Here is a 21,095-nt window from a genome sequence, read left to right on the forward strand (position 1 = left end):
ATTAGAACGTTTTCCGTCCTTGCTCCTTTGTCTTTCAGTCTTTTGTCAAAAAAAGCCTTTTACCTTAAAAACCTAACCTCTCAACTTATCCAGCAGGTGGCTAAGCTGATCTGCTTCTTCGGGGCTAAGGTTACCTTGGAGTACTTCGCGGGTTTTAAATTCTTCGTCCATTTTGGCAAGGGTTTGCAGGCCAAGTTCACTGATGCGGATATCAACTGCGCGGCGGTCTTTATTATTGGTACAACGCGAAACAAGTTCCTTCTGAATCAGCCGGTCGACGATGCGGGAGGCATCAGACATTTTATCAATCATCCTTTCCTTCAGCAAATTGATTGTTGCCGGTTTTGGATATTGCCCTCTTAATATGCGCAGGATATTAAATTGTTGCTGCGTAAGGTTATACTTATCAAAATGACAACGAAATGCGTTGTTTAGCCAGCCGGAAGTATAACTGATGTTGATTACTACTTTGTGGTAATTATCTTCAAATTTATTGCTTTGTATTTCGTCCTCTATCCGCATAATAGTTTTAATGACTAAAGTACAAATATGTTTATTTATTTTTAAATTGTTGTTACCGCATCAGGCTATTGGTATGAGGCTTAATTCTCATTATTTGTATCTTCCTTATTTTCAGCTGTTTTTGGTTTGCCATAATCCCAGGGACAGTGCAGGCATTTGTTTTTGCAGCAATAGCCGCGGGTAAGGTGATACTGCTTTGTAAAAACAAAGTTGCCATCTTCGTTTATATAGTAATCAATACCTTCCTGCAGCATTAGTTAAGTATTTTAACAAATATCTGGTTATGGAAATGATTTTTTAAATGCCTGCCGTCGCCATGCAGGGTCCATACCTGTTTGGGTTGAGTTTGGGCTATGGTTTCCAGGATATCGTTCCAGTCCACATGGTCGGATATAAAAAGTGTATCCTGGTTGTTTACCTGCAGGTTTTTCCAACCCGAGGCAAATAGGCGCTTAACGCCGGTAGCCCTAATGTAACTGTCAAATGTAAACGGTGGTACAATGTACACAAACTCGTCCTGCACCTTCATCAGTTTACGGCCATACATTTGATATTTGCCGGGAGGGAAACCCATCTTTTCGTAAATGGCATTGATGGGCATAATTTTATGATGTACCAGGATTTTTTTTTGCGGCGCGTGTTCCGTTATTAAATTGATAAGTCTTTGACTTTTACCCAGTCCATAAGCACCCAACAGGATATTGCTTTTAATGGCGTTTATCTTTTTAATTTCTTCGATAGGGTCGGGATGAATAACAGCCGGATCTGCAAAAGTGCTTTCGGTAATCAGTACGTCGGTAGTAACCCACGCGATAGGTTCACAGGTTGCATCGGGTTGCAGCTTGTAATCGCCGGTGTACAGGTAGCGTGTGTCCTCATATTCCATTAATACCTGGGCCGAACCCAGCATATGGCCTGCAGGTATAAAGGTTATCTTTACGTCACCAACAGTAAACTGCTCGTTAAAGGGAACGATATTGAAAACCCTGGCAGCTGTACGGTCATACCTTAGCTGCATAATGGTTGCGGTGGCTCTTGTGCAGTAAACCTCATTATTACCACTAATGGCATGGTCGGCATGGGCATGGGTAATTACCGCCTTTTTTGCGGGTAGTTTTGGATCGAGATAAAAATCACCGTATTTGCAATACAGGCCCTTATCATCTATCTGTACAAAATCATCAAGTATCATCATAATAAAGCTAAAAGCTAAAATTCGATATCAATAGCTTTTACCGGCTAAATTTAAATATTGGCAATGGCTAAATATTTGCTGTGTAATGCAAGCACCTGCGGAATTACCAGCTGATGATCGTCGTTTATAATGATATCATCTGCCAGCTTTTTCTTTTCTTCTTCTGAGATCTGCCGGGCTTCACGTTTTTCAACTTCCTGGCGGGATATGCCATCGCGCCGCGTTACCCTTGCAATGCGTGTATCCAGCGGTGCGGTAACTATTACTGTTTTATCGCATGTTTTGTTTGACCCGCTTTCAAATAGTATCGCTGCTTCCCGAATTATATAAGGGGCATTTTTTGCTTTTGATTCCAAAGCCTCAAAAGCCCTGAAAACTGCAGGATGTACAAGCGAGTTTAATTTCTCCAATTTGGCCGGATTGTTAAAAACGATAGCTGCAATATGTTTACGGTTGAGGGTACCATCCTCCAAATATGATTCGGCTCCAAAAGTTTGTTTGATTGCCTCAATCAGATCAGCATCAGTAATCATCACTTTTTTGGCTTCGTCATCAGCATAAAAAACCGGGATACCCAAAAGCTCAAAAACTTTTGCCACTGTGGTTTTGCCGCTGCCTATATTGCCTGTTAAACCTATTTTAAGCATTATTTTTTTACAATAAAATCAACATTAGCCGGAATTACTTTCACTATTTTACAAAAAGGAGGGAAGCGGGTGAGCTGTACGGGCAGGGTTGAATAGCCATGATCGCGCCAAAGGTCCAAATCGGCGGTAGCCTCAAACAGGTCTGCGGTCATATCCTTATAACGGTTTAATGAAGTGGTAAAAGTCACCTTAATTTTTTGAGGAAAAACCTTAACGTTATCGTAATTATGGTTGTTTACCAGCTTCACAGGAATCTCTAAGGTTTTTTCGGTGAACTCATCAACCGGGATAATAACCTGTACCGTTTTTGGATAAATACTTAAATTACCTTCGTTAACGGCTTGTAAATTTACACGTGTAGTAATAGTTTCATTAATATCATCCGCTTTTATCGAATCGGTTTTCCATTCCACTATCTTTTGGAGGCGTTCTGTTGGCCCGCTTACGGTTATATAAGCTGGTTTTATGGATACACTGCCCGATATTGCAAACTGTTTTTGGTACTTAATACCCATCATGGCCTTCACGGGTACTTTGCGGGTTAAGCGATTGCTAAAATCAAAATATAGCGTATCGGGATCAATAACGGTAATCTGCTGACTGGCTTCCCTGGCCGCATTGATCTGTTTAAGCTGGGTGCTTAGCACCACGTAGTTGCGGGTCTCCAGCGATGCCAGGTCAACAATAATTGGCTTGCTCTCCGGCTTCATCCTGGCGAACAGCATTTGCCAGCCTGTACCCTGAATAGTTGCTTTTATCGTATCGGCTTGTAACGAATGAAAGGCACGTTTTTGAGGAGCGTTTTTATATGCTATAGTTTCGTTAACAGTATAGGGTAAGGGGCTGGAGAGGGTAGTAAAGATCCATGCAACAACAGCCAACCCCAGGCAGGTAAAAAATGCCGAAAGTCGTCGCCGTTCTGTTGTGGATAATTTTACTATAGCCATTTTTCTTAGGATGAAGGATTAATGGACAAAGGAGTAAGGACTTTTTAGGTTAAAGGTTAAAGGCGAAAGGATAATGGTAAAATTACCAATCATCTTTCGCCTTTCGGAATGTCCTTCGGTCCTTGTTCCTTTATCCTTGCTGGTAAAAAGCTTAGCTTTTTACTACTGCCGGGGTATTCAACGCTTTTGAGGCATCTAAGGATATTGCCGATTTATCAAAACGGATCTTGCCGTTTTCTACCTCAACCAAAAAAGTAGCATCATTAAGGTCGATGATACGACCATGGATGCCGGCTGTTGTAACTACTTTGTCGCCTTTCTTCAGTTCATCTACGTATTTCTTCTGATCTTTTTGCTTTTTAACCTGCGGGCGGATCATGAAAAAATAAAATACTACGATAATTAATACCATAGGTATTAACATACCGTAACCACCTGAACCACCTGCCGGTGCCTGTAATAAAATAGTTGCTATCATTGTTTAAATTAATTGAATTATTTAGTTAAAACTTCGCCTATAAGGTGTACCATGGTTTGGGCAGGTACCGTGTTGGCTGTAACAGTAATTTGCTTGTCTTGTAAACCGGTTTTGCCCGCGCTGTTAAAAGTTACTTTTATTAAAGCGCTTTCGCCCGGTTTAACAGGTGTTTTAGGCCACTCGGGTATAGTACAGCCACATGTTGCATGCGCTTCTGAGATGATTAACGGCGATTTACCGGTATTGGTAAACTTAAAATCGTAGTTAATTTTATCGCCCTGTTTAATTTTACCAAAATCATGACTTTCTTTTTCAAACTTCATGACTGGGGCATTGACTGCATTAGCGGTAGTTGTTGCAGCGCTATCTGCAGCCGCGGTTGAATCACTTGTTTTTGATTGATCGCAGGCCGATAATAACAAACCCGCGGTTATTAAGCTTAAAAATAATTTCTTCATCTAAATGATCTATGGTTATTCTATTAATCCCCTGCCTATTTTACGTATTTTGTTCTCGGCTTTAAGGTCTATCAAAATCTTGTCTAAGATACCGTTTATAAATGAATTACTCTTAGGCGTGCTAAACTCCTTTGAAATTTCAAGGTACTCGTTAATTGTCACTTTTACCGGGACAGAGGTAAAGTTAACAAATTCGGTAATGGCCATTTTCATCAGCAGGGTATCCATCATCGCTATACGATCGGGCTCCCAGTTGGTAGTTTTAGCTGCTATTAGTTCCTGGTAGGCTTTATCAAAACGGATGCTTTTTTCAAACAGGTCAACCACAAACTCACGATCTTCTACCCAGTTACCGGTAATTTCGGCCAGGTGGTTCTGTTTGTAGTCGTCGCTGCTAAAGTTTTTGAATGTTTTGGCTATCAAAGCCTGCAATACATCACGGTCAACCGGCCAAAAAATAAATTTATCTTCAAAAACCTGCTCAGCTAATGATGATTTTAAAATTACTTTTTTGAAAATGAATTTGATGATGTCTTTATCCGTTTGGATGGTATCGCCGGTTTTTGCCAGGTATTCGGCATACTCTGGCGATTTTTTAAGAATGATAAACAGCGATTTAGCCAGTTCGGGCTCAAAATGCCACTCAACTTTATACTTTTTTAAAGCGATGAGGTAGTCCCTGTTATCATTTAGGGAGAGGATGAACCTGTTGCTGAGTATTTTAACATCGGCATTAAGGTCTTCGGCGGAGGGTAAATATTTGTTGGCGCGTTCTTCTTTATCGTTTGCGGCGTAATTAACCACCTCGGATATTAATGATAACATCCAAATATACATTTCAAAAACCTGGTCGATACTGTGCAGCATGTTTTTTTCATGATGAGTGATCTCCCTTGTATCTGACGAATGAAACGCGTACAACGCCTGCAATACTTTTACCCTTAGGTGCCTTCTGTTTAACATGTGTAAGAACGATTTGGTGAGCCGGATAGCCCACAGTTTAAATTATAATTAATATGATGATTTTACTTTTTTTATGTCTGTTATCCGTTTTTCGGCTATTTTATTCGCCGCGTCAATAGTCGAAATGTTTTCGAGCTTAGAAAGTTTTAAAATATTACGGGTAACCTCATAAATATTTTCGGTAAGCTGCATGGTGCGTTTTTTACTGAACCCCTTTAACTCCGAATAACAGTTGATGATACCACCGGCATTTATCACATAATCGGGCGCAAACATAATGCCTTTATCCAGTAACATTTCGCCATGTGCACTTTCATCCAGCAGCTGGTTATTGGCCGAGCCGGCAATAATACCGCATTTTAACTTGTTGATGGTTTGCTCATTTACCGTGCCGCCCAGTGCGCAGGGTGCGTATATATCAGCATCAATATCAAAAATACTGTTGTTTGATATTGCTTCGGCACCATATTTTTTGGCTATCTGCCCAATGCGTTCTTCCTGGATATCGCTTATATAAACTTTAACATTCTCATCCCGAAGCAAGCGTACAAGGTGCTCGCCAACGTGACCCACGCCCTGTACAATTACCGATTTGCCGGTAAGATTATCAGTGCCAAATTGCTCTTTAACGCAGGCTTTTATACCCATCAAAACTCCCTGCGCTGCAACTGGCGACGGATCGCCGCTGCCACCAAGGCTTTCCGGGATGCCGGTAACATATTCGGTTTCCATGCGGATGTATTCCATATCGCGCGGATTGGTGCCAACATCTTCGGATGTAATGAATTCGCCGTTAAGGTTTTTAATAAAGCGGCCAAATTTGCGCATTAGCGCCTCTGTTTTATCCCTGCGCGAATCGCCGAGGATGACAGAATAACCGCCACCCATGTTAAGGCCGGCAATAGCACATTTATAGGTCATGCTTTTTGACAGGCGCAAAACATCATTTAAGGCATCTGCCTCTGATTTATAACTCCACATGCGTGTGCTGCCAAAAGCAGGACCGAGTGTAGTATCATGAATAGCGATGATTGCTTTTAATCCAGTATCCGGATCGCTGCAAAATACAACCTTTTTATGCCCGAAAGTTTCGAGTTGGTCGAATATGGATTGCGATGGTTGAACAGGCATTAGTTGCGGTAGTAAATGTTTTAAGGCGGAACAAAAGTAGCTGTTTTTTTTTGACTGACAAAGTTTAGTTGTGAATAGTGAGTGGAGGATAGGGTTGGAGCCTGTGTGAATAAATGTGCAAAAAGGCATTTTTCTTAACCCTATTGCGAAACGAAGCTGAAGAGAAGGTCGACTGACGAAGCCTGCTCGGGGGTGAATCTTCGCCGATATACAGGGCCAATCCAGTCAGTCTCCAGGTTTCAAAATCGAGCCTCACATGTCGCAATAACACCCGTAAATTGTCCGTAATAACCCGGTTAAAAAGAATATTTAATTTTAGGTTTGTATAGCGTAATCCTTCAAATAAATAAACCAGCATGATACTCCAAAACAAAAACGCAGTTATATATGGCGCCGGTGGCTCGTTAGGCGGCGCGGTTGCCAGGGCATTGGCCGCTGCCGGCGCCAGGGTGTTTTTAACCGGCAGGAATTTGATTTCCATACAAAAAGTAGCAGATGAAATTATTGGCGGCGGCGGGCTTGCAGAAGTGGCCGAAGTGGATGGATTTGATGAAAAGGCCATAAACAACCATATCAATAGTGTTGCACTTAAAGCGGGTACTGTTGATATTTCGTTCAATGCTGTAGGCGTTAATGTTGTGCAGCGTATTCCTTTGGTTGACCTGCCTGTAGACGACTTTGTGCGCCCGGTAACTACCACCCTGCAAACCCTGTTTTTAACGGCGACGGCCGCCGGTAGGGTAATGATGAAACAGGGATCGGGGGTTATCTTGTCGCTTACAGCAACTCCCGGTGGAATAGCCTATCCCTATACAGGCGGCTTCGCGGCGGCGTGCTGCGCGGTAGAAAGCTTTAGCGTGAACCTGGCTGCTGAGTTAGGCGTATATGGCGTGCGGGTGGTAAACATCCGGTCGGGAGGTTCGCCGGATTCAAAGATATTTGCTGATGTTATTGCCGCTCAGCCGGAAGTGATGGCACCCATCCTGAGGCAGTTGGAAGCGGACACCATGCTGAAAAAACTCCCACTAATGGCCGATATAGCCAATACCGCCACGTTCCTGGCATCAGACCTGGCCGGCAAAATAACCGGCGTTACCATTGATGTAACCAGCGGCACAACCGCAGGCTTGAATTATAGGGTTGCACCGGCGGGTTCTGATAAATAATCAATCGTCTGCGCCTGGCCGCAGATGTAAGCTAAATAACTGATAGTCAATTTATTAAAAATTTATCACCATGAAAATAGTAAGGGTACAATACACCACCACCGCCCAATTTGCAGCAACAAACCAGGAAAATATCGCCGGTATTGTGAAAGAACTAAAAGAGTTGAATCACCGCGGTATTAAATACGGCGCCTGGTTACTGCCCGACGGTAAAACTTTTATGCATTTCGACCAGCTTGAAAATGAGGAAGCTCACCAGGTGCTCACTTCCCTGCAATCATTCAAAAAGTTCGATGAGCAGCTTTGGGAAAGCCAGCTGGAAGTTGAGCCGGTATTGGAATTGTTGACCTTAGTAGCATCTACCGAAGATTATTTTGGGTGAAATCTTAGGAGTTTGAGTCTCCCCTGTATTTCACGCCCATTAATTTATTGGGTTTCAGGTACAGGTAATCATTTTTAAAATCCAGTATCATATTAAACCGCTTTAAAAGATCATTGCCTAAAAAATTGATTTCGAATCCTACAGGGTTTTTGCTGCCTAAAATCAAACTTGGGATATTGGTAAGTCCAAAACTGTTGATTTTCAGAAGCGGGGAAAGCACTACTTTAGTTTCATATTTTGCGCCTCTTGGGTCATAAAGTACCGATGACGTGATTAGCTTTAAATTCTTAGGAAAGTGTTGCCTGCTGATCCAGGTACTATCTAAAATAATTGCCTGGTCGGATCCTGTATCAAATAAAAAATTGCCGGCGTATTGTTTATTTTCTATTTCAATTGCCCCCTGAGCGCAAACAAACGAATGAATAAATTCCAGCTTTGATTTAACGTAGCCTTTCAAAACTTTTGGTAGATGGGAGTGGATGATTAAAAGGTTTTTATCATAATTAACCTCCACCATTTTACCTTCAAATAAGTTCCAGCCAAAACGCCCATCCATATCATGAGCGGTTAACGCGGTAAGGCCAGTCTCCGGATTATTCCAGGTTAAATTTCCCATTTGTATTTTAAATACCTTATTCAAATTATTATAATCTGGCTTTGCTTTCCCTGCTAAAGCATCGGGTTGGTTTGAGAGCAATTTTGTCTTTTTTAGTATGACATCCTTTTTTAAACGAAAATCCCATGAACCAGTATCAAAATACATGTTTAAAGTATCTGTATCATTAATAACAGCTTGTACCTTGATAGCATTAAATGATGTAAGCGCAAAGGGAATGGTATCGTTTATAGCGACATTATTTTTTAGCGGATTTTCTGGCGGTATAGCGCTGGCAATTTGGGTATAGCACGAATCTTTTCCGTTTAACAATACAACAAAGTTATACCTGGTTCCTGGTTTCACTTTTACCTTTATCGAATCTATATCCGTATAAAAAGTAACCCATTTTGTTTTCCTGGTTCTATCTGCAGTAAAAATATCTGGTTTAATTTTGGGCGAAAGTGTCCATGCGTTTTTATCTAAAAAGCCTCCATCGTTGATGGCTACGCTTTTAGACGTCGCTTTAATTACAGGCAGTTTTGATTGTGCAAAACACTGCTGAACCAATAAAATTGGTATAAAAAGATAAATGTATTTCATGGAGTTAAAAATTAACTTTCTTTCGCGATGTGTTTAAAATTACGAATGCCGGCGCATGTGTCATAATCCTGAAGCTATATTAATGCAGAAACAGCTTTTAAAAGTATACTGGATGCTTGCCGGCGGGAGATAAAAGTAGCAGGGCAGTGATAACACCGCCTTATGCCTGTTTTACTTGTTTGCAAAAACTACCGTCAAAAATAAAACTAAATTTTAGGCGAATAAATATAAATCCGTATAATTGGAAGTTAACCTAAAATTATGAGTATCCCTGCAACCACTCACTCCAACCTGCCATTGGGTGATGATACACCGGTAACATTAGAGCAGATTAAAAATCTGGACGACCGCATCCTTGAAAAAATTGCAGACTACAGGAGAAAGAAAACGCTGAATAAAAGATTCGCTGTTGCAATGCAATCGTTGTCGGTAATATTTTCTATTGGTACTACTATATTGATAGGCTGGAAAGTATTTGACGAAACCCATAAACCTGTTGTTGATTATAAGTATTTAAATTATGCTTTGGCGGCGAGTGCACTTGCGTCGGGTATTACTTCGCTTAATAAATTTTTTGATTATAAAGACCTATGGATCATTTATAACATCGCAGTTATATCTTTAAAATCGGTTAGCGAAAAGCTTATTTTTTTATACGCCCGCGGAGAAGGTAAAACCACAAAGAAAGAGCTCGATGAAATATTTAAAAAATATGAAACTATTTGCGAAGATATGAGCAGAAATTATCAGCAGATCCGTTCTTCACCGGATTAGATAGTGATTAATATAGAATACTTACGCTAAGAGGCGTTGTCTTTAAGGTTAATTTCGATGAATACGCAATACGGTGGCCGATGTGTTTAACAGGAGCCTTAAATCATTTAATGGCAGTAATACAATATAAATGCAAATAATGCCACCGAAATAAGGTCGTATTCTTTAAACTTTTGGCGCATTATAGAGAGCGCTTTGCCAATATGCTTTTCTACTGTGTTAACGGAGATGTTCATTTTTTGAGCAATGGATTTATATGACAGGTGTTCGAACCGGCTTAACGTAAATGCTTCCCTGCACTGCGGAGGTAATTCCTTTACCACCAATTGAAATTTTTGCTCCAGTTGCCTGGCTTGCAGCACTTCAGAAAAATCTTCGGCGTAAGTTTCATCGCTTTGGGCAATAATACGGGCGTGTTTAGCAACAACCATACATGAACGCAGCTCGTGCAGTACCTTGTTTCTTAAAGTTGCAAATAAATAAGCTTTTACATTGCCATCACTTTCCAACTCATTAGCCTTTATCCAAAGGTTTACAAAAACGTCCTGTACTAATTCTTCAACAATAGCTTCATTTTGCAGCTTTTTAAAGGCCGATCTGCCCAGCATCTCGTAATATCTAAAATAAATTACGGTAAATGCCGCCCTGTCTTCCTTTGCTATAAGGCCGATAAGTTCATTGTCGGTATGGTTTTGCAGCGTGTTGATAACTTTAGTTTGAGTTGCCGTAAAAGTATATATATGCCGTTAAGTAATTGGTTTACTGGTGTTAAATATATATTAAATTAAGGTAAACAAAAATATATTTCATTTGGTAGTGGCGGTAATGGGTTGCAGAAGCAATATAGCTTACAAAAACAGAGAAGTAAATGCACGATGATAAGTGGGAAATATTAATTGAAAAATACCTTTCGGGAAAATGCACGGCAGAAGAAAAATTGTTGGTTGAGCAATACTACAATGCTATGGACAAAAACCTGCCGGAGTTTTATAATAACGATGCCGCAAAAATAGCGCGGTCGGCAAAGGAATCGTTAAAAGCGGTTGAAAATAAAATAACCTTATTAAACAGAAACGCTGCGGTCTCCAAAAAAGCCGGTATTATTAGATTTATTAAACCCTTGTCCATTGCGGCAAGCCTGCTGCTTTTTTTGAGCATTACTATAGTTATTTATCAAAAAATCAGCACTTCGCAAAAAGTTGTCTTTAAACACGTAACTGCAGCAACAGGGCATACCTTGCATATTATACTTGCCGATAGCTCGTCTGTTTGGCTAAATGCCGGCAGCAGTTTAAAATACACCGAAAGTTTAACTACTGCCACCCGCGATGTTTATTTAAGCGGCGAAGCCTTTTTTGATGTGAAACACAATGTAACAAGGCCATTTATTGTGCATACCGCCAAATTAACCACTACGGTATTGGGTACTGCTTTTTCGGTAGCGGCTTACAAAAACGCGGGTAGTAATGCCGTAACCGTTATAAGGGGAAAAGTACAAGTGGCCGCCGGGCCGCGTGTTTTGGGTTTAATTACGCCGGGCAAACAAATTACTTACCTGCCGGCTACCGGTAAAAGCAAATTATCGGCTGTTGATGCAGAGGCGCTGATGAGCTGGAAAGATGGCAAACTGCAATTTTCAGATCAAACCTTGCAGGATATCGCCATCAGGCTTTCGCAATGGTATGGTTATACTTTTAGTTTTGATAACAAAGGGTTAAAAGACTGCCGTTATACAGCAAGTTTTAATAATAAAATTCAGCTCGCCAATTTACTTAAGGTATTAAAGGCCATCAGCAACACCGCTTACACTATAAACAACAAGGAAAAAACCGTTGCATTCTCAGGAACAGGATGTAAGGAATAAATTGATAACCATTAAATAAAATGATTATGAACAAAGACGATTACCTGTAACGCTATAAAGAAAATATAAAGCAAGGCTTTAAAAAAACAAAACCGCTTTGTGGTCGAGACAAAACGGTTTTAAAATGACTTTAACTATTAGCATTTAAACATTTAAAATCTATCAAATTTATGAAATTTCTTTTAAAAAGAAATGCACCGGCATCGTATTGCAATAACGCGGATGAAACTTCACCTACGTATGCCTTTAAAACCCTGATTCAAGCAATGAAAATTTCTTTAATTGTTTTAATAACCGTGTGTGCAAGCGCACTAACGTTATTAGCGCATACCAGCGACGCACAGGCGCTCAAGGAAGTTAAAATTAGTATCGATGTAAAAAACGAACCGCTGGCGAATGTGTTAAGCCGAATTGAAAAATTAACAAATTTTCATTTTGTATACCCAAGTATCCAGGTTAAAGATCAGCAGGTAAAAAAACTCTCGGTCAAAAACGCAACGGTCGACCAGGTTTTAAAAGAACTGCTTGCGCCCAAAAACCTTAGTTTTAAACAGCTTGGCGATAACATACTTATTGACAAAGAAACCAAGCCGAAAGTTACACGGAAATTCAACCCTGTAAATATCACCGGCAAAATAGTTGACGAAAAGGGCCTGCCCCTGCCGGGTGTTACCGTAACGGTAAAAGAGGATAATAAAACAACCATATCCGATACTGATGGCAATTTTCATATCAACACCGATGCAAACAATACGCTGCTGTTTTATTTTGTAGGCTATGAAAGGTTAGAGAAAGCTATCGGCGGACAACTTACCCTCAATGTAGTTTTAAAGCCTTCAACCAACCAGCTAAAGGATGTAGTTGTAGTAGGTTATGGCACCCAAAATAAAAAGGATATCACCACTTCGGTAGCCTCGTTAGGCGCCGGTCAGATCAATAATTTCCCATCAACAGGGCTCGATAAAGCTTTAACCGGTAAACTGGCAGGTGTACAGGTTTTACAGCCCGCCGGTGCGCCGGGTGCAGGTATAGCTATAGCCATAAGGGGCAGGGGCAGTGTAACATCTGGCAGCGATCCCTTGTATGTGGTTGATGGCGTGCCCTTATCTGATAACGATGTTAACGGGCCGGGTTTTAAAGTAAATCCCTTAAATGCTATCAACGTGAATGATATTGAAAGCATTGATGTGTTAAAAGATGCTTCGGCGGCGGCTATATATGGTTCGCGCGGGTCAAATGGGGTTGTTATTATCACTACAAAAAAAGGAAATAAAGATAAACCGGCAGTTAGTTTAAACAGCTATTATGGCATCCAATCGGTTACAAAAAAAATCCCCCGGCTTGATGCTTATCAATATGCCGATTTGATTTATAATGCCCACAATAATACTTACTTTGATTTTTTGGCAAGTAAAGGGCTTACCGGCAGCGCTACTGATGATAATGCCACCCGCCTGAGCAAATTAGGCGCAGCCGCAACCAATACCAGCCTTGCCTACTTGCTGCCTCCCGAAATTTCCCCCTATTTAAACAAACAAACCGGTTTAACTAATGTCGACTGGCAGGACCAGATTTTTCACCAGGCGCCAATGCAAAGCCATACCTTATCAATTGCCGCCGGATCGGATAAAATTAGCTATTACATTTCCGGAAACTACCTTAACCAGGATGGGGTTGTTATTAACTCGGGTTACAAGAAATATACAGGTAGGGTAAACCTTGATGCCCATTACGACAGGTTGAGGTTAGGCTCCCGTATTAACTATGATTATGGTATTTACAATTACTTACCTACCGAAGGCCGGTTTAATGATAACTCCGAAAATATTATTTCGGCGGCACTGGTAGCATCACCGTTTTTCCCGGTATATAACGCTAATGGTTCCTATAACTACGATCAGTATAAATGGCAATATTCGCAACCCGGCGTACTTAACCCGGTTGCCCTGGCCATGTTAAAAAAAGACAGAACCTATGAGAAAAAGCTGTTAGCAAACATTTTTGCCGAATATGAAATACTGAAGGACCTGAAGTATAAGATCTCGGCAGGTGCAGATATCAGCGATTTTTCCAGGAGCACTTACCGCCCTTCAACCTTGCCTAACCCAATTACCAGGCTTACGCCATCAATACCTACCGGCAATTATATAACCGCCGGTATTACCAACTGGCTGGTTGAAAATACCCTGTCATACAACAAAGTCTTTGGCGATCACTCCATCAAAGCCATATTGGGCTATACCGCGCAAAAGGAGCGCAGTACTTCAAGTGCCATATCGGCCACCGGTTACCCTACAGATATTGTGCAAACTTTAAATGGAGCAACCAGTATCACCGGTTTTACATCTGCCATACAGGAATGGTCGCTGCTATCGGCATTAAGCAGGGTTCAATACAGCTACAAGGGCCGTTATTTGCTTTCGGGCGCTATCCGCCGGGATGGTTCATCAAGGTTTGGCGCTAATAATAAATATGGTTATTTCCCATCGGCATCAGCGGGCTGGATAATCAGCGATGAGGATTTTATGAAAAATGTTAAAACCATCAGCTCATTTAAGTTAAGGGCAAGCTATGGTGTTACGGGTAACTTCCAGATTGGTAATTACTCGTACCTGGCCAGCTATTCGCCGGCTAACTATGTTTATGGCCCGGCGGGCGGCACTGCATTGTCAACCGGTTTATACCAGTCAACCGCCAGTAACCCCAACCTGGGCTGGGAAAAAACATCAGCCATCAATGTCGGTACCGATATAGGCCTTTTTCATGATGCCCTTACCGCAACTATAGATGTTTATAATAACAATACCACCAACCTGCTGCTAAACGTGCCGGTACCGCAAAGTACAGGTTACACTACCAACCTGGTTAATGTTGGTAAGGTTAATAACCGCGGTTTCGAGGTGTCACTAAGCAGCAGCAACCAGATTGGTAAGTTAAAGATATCCAACAGCGCTAATTTTTCCAGAAACATTAATAAGGTGATTGATTTAGGTGGCGTTAAGTCTATCGTTACACAGGCCGAAAATACCATTTACTTTATTACGCAGGTAGGTAAGCCAATTGGTAATTATTATACGCTGGTACAAACCGGGGTTTATAAAGACCAGGCGGATATTGACAACACGCGGGCAAAAGTACCTGGCGCCAAGCCCGGCGATATGAAATATAAAGACATCAATGGCGATGGCGTTATTGATGGTAATGATAAAGCCATCACGGGCAATTATATGCCCAGGTTCACCTACGGTTTTTCAACCCAGCTGCAATATGGCATTGCCGATTTAAGCGTAGCTGCGCAGGGCTTGTTTGGTAATACAGTAGCCAATATAGGGCAAAGGCATTATAGCTCAACCGAAGGTTATGGAAATTCATCGCCGCTGATTTACGATAACCGGTACATTTCGCCGGCACAGCCAGGCAACGGTTTTGTACCAAGGTTAAACCGGAGTGCAACAGGTTTAAATGCACAAATTTCAACCTATCACCTGTCCGATGGTTCGTACCTGCGCATCAGGGATATTACTTTGGGCGTAACCGTTCCGCCGCAGCTTATTAAAAAGGTGGGTATTGCAGGCTTAAGGATTTATGTTACCGGGCAAAACCTGTTCACGTTTACCAAATACAACGGCTACAACCCCGAGGTGAGTAACGATACGGGCAACAACCCTATAGCTGCCAATAACAGCCCTTTAACACCAGGGGTAGATTATGGGTCGTACCCTTTATCAAAAACCTTCCTGTTGGGCATCAACCTTAAGTTTTAACATTTACAGCAAACAACAATGAAAAAGATATTCGTTACCATTATATTAAGTAGTACCCTACTGCTTTCATGCACCAAGCAGTTTATTGATCTTACACCACAATCGCAGGTTACCGATGCCAGTTTTTTTAGATCGGCCGCCGATGTTGCCAATGCCGTAACAGCCAGCTATGCCGCCCTGCAGGACCAAACCATGTATCAGGACAGGTTTATTACCATGATGGAAACCCGCGGCGATAACGTGGAAGACCAAAACCCCGGCGGCAACGTAGGGCGCGATTTTAACATAGACCGTTTTTTAGCTAAGGCCGATAATACCGGCATTAATGACGCTTATGCATCGTTATACAATGCTATAGCACGCTGCAACAATGTTTTGGAACATACCGGCCTGGTTGCCGATGTCACTGTAAAAAACCAGTACGAAGGCGAGGTTAAATTTTTAAGGGCCCTGCACTATTTTAACATCGTGCGTTTATGGGGCGCCGCCCCGCTGGTGTTAAAAACAATAACCGCTGCCGACGCTAAAAAGTTAAGCCGCAATTCAACAACCGAATTGTACAGCGCTATTGAAGCCGACCTTAACCAGGCCATTGCCCAGTTGCCTGCCGGCTACACCGCTAAAACAGATATTGGCAGGGCTACATCGGGCGCGGCCAAAGCGCTGTTGGGCAAGGTTTATCTTACCCAAAAAAAATACCCGCAGGCAGTAAGCACGCTGGCCGCCCTTGTGCCACCGGGAAGCAATACTTACAAATATGTTTTGCTGCCCAATGTGGCCGATGTTTTTAGCGTAACCAATAAAATGAACGCCGAAATTATATTTGCGGTAAGATATGAGAAAACACTGGTAGGGCAGGGCCATGCCTTAGCTGCTTACTTTAACCAGCCGGCTTTAGATCCATTGTTATTAAGTGCGTATGGCGCTACGGATACCCGCCGCGATTTGTTGAACACCGTTACCCTGAACGCCAACAATAAGCCGGTAAAAAAATATTACGATACCTTCGATCCATCAAACAATACGCTTGGTAACGACTATATTATTTTAAGGTATGCCGATGTATTGCTGATGTATGCCGAAGCACTGAACGAGGTTGCTTATAGTGCCGATGTTAACAGCGACGCATTTGTGTACCTTAATGCGGTAAGGTCAAGGGCCAACGCAACAACATTTACTGCTGCCGGTTTGCCCGACCAGGCAAGTTTCCGTACTGCTGTACTGCAGGAGCGCCGCCTGGAAATGCCGCTTGAATTACAGCGATGGTTCGACCTGGTGCGCACCAATACGGCCATAGCGGCGCTGCAAAACTCCGGCTTAACTAAACTAACTGTTCCCGCTTACCAGTTTTTGTACCCCATTCCGCAAACCGAAATAAACATTATGAATAATCCGGCTGCATTTCCGCAAAACCCTGGTTATTAAACATTAAAATAAATTTGAAAGCGACCGGCGGAACTGCCGGTCGCTTTCTTTAAACAATAGCCAAAAATAAATGAAAAAGCTTTTAAAATTGATAACCATTGCCGGTCTGCAATTAGCCGCGGGCAAAGGTTTTGGACAGGGCAGCGCGCAACTGCAATACATTACTGCGGAGTTACATCGCCCGGCTGATAAAAATATAATGGTAACCGCCCACCGGGGCGACTGGCGCAACGCGCCCGAAAACTCATTGCAGGCCTACCAGTATGCTATTGATATGGGGGTTGATGTAATAGAAATTGATTTAAACACCACCAGTGATGGCGTAATTGTGATTATGCACGATTGGACCATCGACCGTACTACCGATGGTAAAGGCAAACCCGGCGACTATACCCTGGCCGAACTTAAAAAAATCCACCTTAAAAATGCCCTTGGCCGGGTAACCAAACAAACCATCCCAACACTTGAAGAAGTAATGCAACTTGCAAAAGGTAAAGTATTGGTAAACCTTGATAAAAGTTACGATTATTACACCCAGGCTTACCAGGTATTAAAAAAAACAGGCACCCTACAGCAAGCCATTTTTAAAACCGATGCCACCTATCCCGAAGTACGCAAACGGTACCCGGCACTGCTGGATAGCATAGTTTTTATGCCGGTAGTTTCTTTAGATCAGCCAGCGGCCAGGGCCATCATCAGCGAGTATCAAAAACAAATAAAGCCCGTTGCGTTTGAACTCAACTTTAAAAAAGATACGTCTTCGGTTTTAACTGATAGCCGGTTTATTAACCAATATGGCTCAAAAATATGGATCAACTCACTATGGGCCAGCCTTAACGGGGGCCACGACGACGATACCGCTGTAGACGATAGCAATATCAAAGACAGCTGGGACTGGATCATAGCCCACGGTGCCACCATGATCCAAACCGACAGGCCCAGGGAGCTATTGGCTTATTTGCGTAAAAGGAAGTTGCATAGGTAAGTGGGGTAGTCGCCCTTTTTAAAGTCAAAAGTCAAAAGTCAAAAGTGCTTCGCCATCCTGAATGCTACAAAAGACAGCTTTCTCATATCAGTAACTAAAATACAAGCCGGTATTTTTAGGGCGCTTCTCAAACCGCAAAATTTCATTTATGTATTTTCAATTTATTTAAGCACATTTAGCATCAAATGCTGCTGCCTCAACCAAAGGGCGCCATTAACCTGATTAAACACTATTTTATCCATTTATAATTATCACAAAGTAAAATGAATGCATCGCCTGCTTATCCCGATTCGAAAAAACATTACCCAATTTTAGATGGCCTGCGTGGCGTTGCCGCCCTTATTGTGGTGGTTTTTCACGTTTTTGAAACCTACTCCGGTAACCGTTTCAACCAGATCATTAATCATGGCTACCTGGCGGTCGATTTCTTTTTCCTGCTTTCGGGTTTTGTGGTGGCTTACGCTTATGACGACCGCTGGGGGAAAATGAGCCAGTGGGATTTTTACAAACGCAGGCTCATCAGGCTGCAGCCCATGGTTATTATGGGGACTGTAATTGGCGCTTTGCTTTTTTATTTCCAGGCCAGTCCGGCGTTTCCGCTTATAGCAGGTACACCCGTTTGGCAGCTGCTGCTGGTAATGGTGGTTGGTTTTACCATGATCCCGCTGCCTATATCTATGGATATACGCGGCTGGCAGGAAATGCACCCGTTGGATGGCCCGGCCTGGTCGCTGTTTTTTGAATACATCGCCAATATTATGTATGCGCTGGTTTTTCGTAAAGTTTCGCAAAAGGTGCTTGCGGTATTAGTGCTTTTATTCGCGGGTTTTCTTGTTCAGTATTTGATAATGGGGCCCAAGGGCGATGTTATTGGGGGCTGGAGCATTGATGAAACCCAGCTTAATATTGGTTTCGCCCGTTTGCTTTACCCGTTTTTTGCGGGACTGCTGCTTTCGCGCATGGGCAAGCTCATTCATATAAAAGGCGCTTTTACCGTAAGCAGCCTGCTGGTAGCCCTTGTTTTGTTTATCCCCCGGATTGGCGGCAGCGAACACTTGTGGATGAATGGCTTGTATGAGTCGATTGTTATCATCCTTATTTTTCCGCTCATTGTCGCCATTGGCGCCGGGGGGCACATAAGCAGTAAGTTTTCGGCAAAGGTGTGCCGGTTTTTTGGCGATATATCATATCCCATTTATATTACGCATTACCCATTAATATACCTGTATACCGGCTGGGTGGCAAAAAATAAGGTACCTATGGACTATGGTATTTGGGTTGGCCTGCTTTTGTTTGTAGTTAGCGTTGCCATTGCTTATGCCTCGCTAAAATTGTACGACGAGCCTGTACGGAAGTGGCTTGCCAAGCGCTTTTTGGCAAAAAAACAGGTTGAGGCAAATATTTTGGTTTAATTGTAACTATGGGCTGCCCGCGGGCGTCTACCCGGTATAACTAACACTTTTAACCATGAAAACGCAACGTCTATTTTTCCGCATATGTTTTTTTGCAATGTTTATTACCATTGCAGTCGGTTTTACCGCTAATGCCCAAACCACGGCTTTTAAGCCTAAAGACCCTGCGCTGTTTAAGGTAATTGCCCATATGGATAGCGTAATGTTTAACGCCTTTAACAGCCGTAACCTGGAGGTGCTTAAAACTTTATTTGCAGGCGATGTGGAGTTTTATAACGATGGCAAAGGTCTTACCGGCTACGACGGCACCATGGCCGGCTTTAAAGGCATTTTTGAAAACAAACAGGCCGCCGACCTGCGCCGCGACCTGCTGCCCGAAAGCCTGGAAGTATACCCCATGCCCGGCTTTGGGGCTATTGAAATGGGGACCCACCGCTTTACCCATACCGAAAACGGCCAGCCGGTGATAGGTATCATGAAATTTGTACACATATGGCAATATAAGGATGGCCAATGGAAAGTGACCCGGGTAGTAAGCGTTGGGCATTAATGGCCTGGTGTTTTGGCTGCTTGTATCGGCCCGCATGCCTGCCGCGCAAGGTAATCGACCGTACTCTTTAATCATTATTTGGGCGTATCCCCCGCTGGTAGAAGCGGGGCCCAGGCTCATATCTTTATATTTATATAAATCAGAATAAAAGGAGGCACTTTGCGCCCGGGCATGACACGTAGTAATTATGATGTTGACGGTATAGGGTTATCCTCCTTTTTTATTTCTTAAAGTCAGAACAGTACCTATTGACAGGTTTCGCACCTGATCAGCTATTAACATGAGCAAAGACTTAAAAGAGGTTCCTGATGATAACTATAATTTGTAAAAGCATGAAGAATTTAAAGTATTCTGTGGGGATTGTATCCTGTTACCCAATAAAGCGAAGAAATATCTGCAGGCAGACGGCAACAGATCCAAGAACGATAAGATAGATGCACGTGGCCTTGCCAAAATAAGTGCAGAGAAGAAATTGGAACTGTGGACCCCTCCAAGCAAGGAACTATACACCCTTCGGGACTATACACGTCAGCATCAAAGCCTTAATGAAATGCGCACGGCTACAGCTAATCAACTACATAGTATCGAGCATAGCCAGTTCCAAAACAAGGATATCATTAAACAGCTAAAAAGCACTTTAAATCTAATCGAAAAACACCTTAAGCAAATGGAAGGCATTATAGCTAAGGTCATTAAATCAGATCCTGTCCTTAACCAGCACCACAAAAACATTTGTGAGATCAAAGGCTTTGGTACGCTTTCCTTTGCCGTTGTAGCAGCAGAAACCAATGGTTTCATCTTATTTGATAATGCTGCCAGCCTGGTCAAATATGCAGGATATGATGTGATTGAAAACGAGTCGGGGAAACACACAGGTAAAACCAAAATATCTAAAAAGGGTAATTCAAGGATCAGGCGAATCTTACATATGCCGGCATTTTGTGCAGTTCGGGATGACCAGCCTCAATTTCAAAAACTATTTGAACGCGTTTATGACCGGACAAGGATTAAGATGAAAGGGTATGTAGCAGTACAAAAAAAACTATTGGTAATGATGTATTACTTGTGGAAGAAAAACGAAAAATACGACGCCAAATTCGATCACACTAAAAAAATAATAGCCCCGGCAATGCCTGGGGCTACACTTGATGAACATCTAAAAGAAGCTCTCATTAAACAACAAAATTAATCTAATTTTTATGAAAATTTATTTGTTTTCTAAGACAGTACCTAT

21 protein-coding genes are annotated in these 21,095 nt (G+C 42.3%); 10 read left to right on the forward strand and 11 right to left on the reverse strand.

Annotated elements, in window-relative coordinates:
- Window positions 1-72: 72 nt before the first annotated feature.
- The 9 genes from AC1DQW_RS15905 to AC1DQW_RS15945 form a co-directional block, all read right to left on the reverse strand.
- The gene (locus AC1DQW_RS15905; RefSeq protein ID WP_477454994.1) at window positions 73-522 is read right to left on the reverse strand and encodes a MarR family winged helix-turn-helix transcriptional regulator; all 450 of its coding nucleotides are present in this window, start codon (window positions 520-522) and stop codon (window positions 73-75) included.
- An 80-nt stretch (window positions 523-602) separates the two neighbouring features.
- A complete protein-coding gene (locus tag AC1DQW_RS15910) occupies window positions 603-776 on the reverse strand; it encodes a DUF5522 domain-containing protein (protein WP_477454995.1) in 174 nt (57 codons plus the stop codon).
- Window positions 776-1,717, reverse strand: coding sequence for an MBL fold metallo-hydrolase (locus tag AC1DQW_RS15915; RefSeq protein ID WP_477454996.1), 942 nt, complete (start codon window positions 1,715-1,717; stop codon window positions 776-778). The genes AC1DQW_RS15910 and AC1DQW_RS15915 overlap by 1 nt, the downstream gene beginning before the upstream one ends.
- 50 nt (window positions 1,718-1,767) lie before the next feature.
- Entirely contained in the window at window positions 1,768-2,364 is a 597-nt protein-coding gene (gene coaE / locus AC1DQW_RS15920; protein WP_477454997.1) for a dephospho-CoA kinase, read from the reverse strand.
- A complete protein-coding gene (locus tag AC1DQW_RS15925) occupies window positions 2,364-3,311 on the reverse strand; it encodes a CdaR family protein (RefSeq protein WP_477454998.1) in 948 nt (315 codons plus the stop codon). The genes coaE and AC1DQW_RS15925 overlap by 1 nt, the downstream gene beginning before the upstream one ends.
- A gap of 151 nt (window positions 3,312-3,462) precedes the next feature.
- Complete coding sequence (yajC, locus tag AC1DQW_RS15930; RefSeq protein ID WP_477454999.1) at window positions 3,463-3,789, reverse strand: preprotein translocase subunit YajC; 327 nt, start codon at window positions 3,787-3,789, stop codon at window positions 3,463-3,465.
- A gap of 17 nt (window positions 3,790-3,806) precedes the next feature.
- The gene (locus AC1DQW_RS15935) at window positions 3,807-4,247 is read right to left on the reverse strand and encodes a DUF1573 domain-containing protein (protein WP_477455000.1); all 441 of its coding nucleotides are present in this window, start codon (window positions 4,245-4,247) and stop codon (window positions 3,807-3,809) included.
- A 15-nt stretch (window positions 4,248-4,262) separates the two neighbouring features.
- On the reverse strand, window positions 4,263-5,210 hold the full coding sequence (locus AC1DQW_RS15940; protein ID WP_477404385.1) for a transcription antitermination protein NusB: 948 nt from the start codon (window positions 5,208-5,210) through the stop codon (window positions 4,263-4,265).
- A gap of 48 nt (window positions 5,211-5,258) precedes the next feature.
- Window positions 5,259-6,341, reverse strand: coding sequence for a Glu/Leu/Phe/Val family dehydrogenase (locus AC1DQW_RS15945; RefSeq protein WP_477412331.1), 1,083 nt, complete (start codon window positions 6,339-6,341; stop codon window positions 5,259-5,261).
- A gap of 356 nt (window positions 6,342-6,697) precedes the next feature.
- Between AC1DQW_RS15945 and AC1DQW_RS15950 the strand changes: the two genes are divergently transcribed.
- Together AC1DQW_RS15950 and AC1DQW_RS15955 are read left to right on the forward strand one after the other, a co-directional pair.
- The gene (locus tag AC1DQW_RS15950) at window positions 6,698-7,507 is read left to right on the forward strand and encodes an SDR family NAD(P)-dependent oxidoreductase (protein WP_477455001.1); all 810 of its coding nucleotides are present in this window, start codon (window positions 6,698-6,700) and stop codon (window positions 7,505-7,507) included.
- Window positions 7,508-7,577: 70 nt separating this feature from the next.
- Window positions 7,578-7,889 (forward strand): hypothetical protein, encoded by a 312-nt coding sequence (locus tag AC1DQW_RS15955; RefSeq protein WP_477455002.1) that lies wholly within the window; start codon window positions 7,578-7,580, stop codon window positions 7,887-7,889.
- Window positions 7,890-7,893: 4 nt separating this feature from the next.
- On the opposite strand, the gene AC1DQW_RS15960 is transcribed toward AC1DQW_RS15955, so the two are convergent.
- On the reverse strand, window positions 7,894-9,087 hold the full coding sequence (locus AC1DQW_RS15960; RefSeq protein ID WP_477455003.1) for a hypothetical protein: 1,194 nt from the start codon (window positions 9,085-9,087) through the stop codon (window positions 7,894-7,896).
- A 261-nt stretch (window positions 9,088-9,348) separates the two neighbouring features.
- On the opposite strand from AC1DQW_RS15960, the gene AC1DQW_RS15965 reads away from it, so the two are divergent.
- A complete protein-coding gene (locus tag AC1DQW_RS15965; RefSeq protein WP_477455004.1) occupies window positions 9,349-9,861 on the forward strand; it encodes an SLATT domain-containing protein in 513 nt (170 codons plus the stop codon).
- Between the two features lie 107 nt (window positions 9,862-9,968).
- Here AC1DQW_RS15965 and AC1DQW_RS15970 read toward each other — a convergent pair whose 3' ends face one another.
- Window positions 9,969-10,601, reverse strand: a complete 633-nt coding sequence (locus AC1DQW_RS15970; protein WP_477455011.1) for an RNA polymerase sigma factor — start codon at window positions 10,599-10,601, stop codon at window positions 9,969-9,971.
- A gap of 128 nt (window positions 10,602-10,729) precedes the next feature.
- On the opposite strand from AC1DQW_RS15970, the gene AC1DQW_RS15975 reads away from it, so the two are divergent.
- The 7 genes from AC1DQW_RS15975 to AC1DQW_RS16005 all read left to right on the forward strand — a co-directional run bounded on the left by AC1DQW_RS15975 (window position 10,730) and on the right by AC1DQW_RS16005 (window position 21,050).
- The gene (locus tag AC1DQW_RS15975; RefSeq protein WP_477455005.1) at window positions 10,730-11,725 is read left to right on the forward strand and encodes a FecR family protein; all 996 of its coding nucleotides are present in this window, start codon (window positions 10,730-10,732) and stop codon (window positions 11,723-11,725) included.
- A 170-nt stretch (window positions 11,726-11,895) separates the two neighbouring features.
- The gene (locus tag AC1DQW_RS15980; protein WP_477455006.1) at window positions 11,896-15,489 is read left to right on the forward strand and encodes a TonB-dependent receptor; all 3,594 of its coding nucleotides are present in this window, start codon (window positions 11,896-11,898) and stop codon (window positions 15,487-15,489) included.
- Between the two features lie 18 nt (window positions 15,490-15,507).
- The gene (locus tag AC1DQW_RS15985) at window positions 15,508-16,914 is read left to right on the forward strand and encodes a RagB/SusD family nutrient uptake outer membrane protein (RefSeq protein WP_477455007.1); all 1,407 of its coding nucleotides are present in this window, start codon (window positions 15,508-15,510) and stop codon (window positions 16,912-16,914) included.
- Between the two features lie 70 nt (window positions 16,915-16,984).
- Window positions 16,985-17,899: a glycerophosphodiester phosphodiesterase family protein gene (locus tag AC1DQW_RS15990; protein ID WP_477455008.1), complete on the forward strand. Its 915-nt coding sequence runs from the start codon at window positions 16,985-16,987 to the stop codon at window positions 17,897-17,899.
- Between the two features lie 263 nt (window positions 17,900-18,162).
- The gene (locus AC1DQW_RS15995) at window positions 18,163-19,311 is read left to right on the forward strand and encodes an acyltransferase family protein (RefSeq protein ID WP_477455009.1); all 1,149 of its coding nucleotides are present in this window, start codon (window positions 18,163-18,165) and stop codon (window positions 19,309-19,311) included.
- 55 nt (window positions 19,312-19,366) lie between these two features.
- Window positions 19,367-19,861, forward strand: coding sequence for a nuclear transport factor 2 family protein (locus AC1DQW_RS16000; RefSeq protein ID WP_477455010.1), 495 nt, complete (start codon window positions 19,367-19,369; stop codon window positions 19,859-19,861).
- A 367-nt stretch (window positions 19,862-20,228) separates the two neighbouring features.
- Window positions 20,229-21,050 carry an IS110 family transposase gene (locus AC1DQW_RS16005; RefSeq protein ID WP_477455012.1) on the forward strand — a complete coding sequence of 274 codons (822 nt, stop codon included), beginning with the start codon at window positions 20,229-20,231 and terminating at the stop codon, window positions 21,048-21,050.
- The last annotated feature ends 45 nt before the right edge of the window (window positions 21,051-21,095 follow it).

This window comes from Mucilaginibacter sp. P5_A4 (assembly GCF_056400605.1).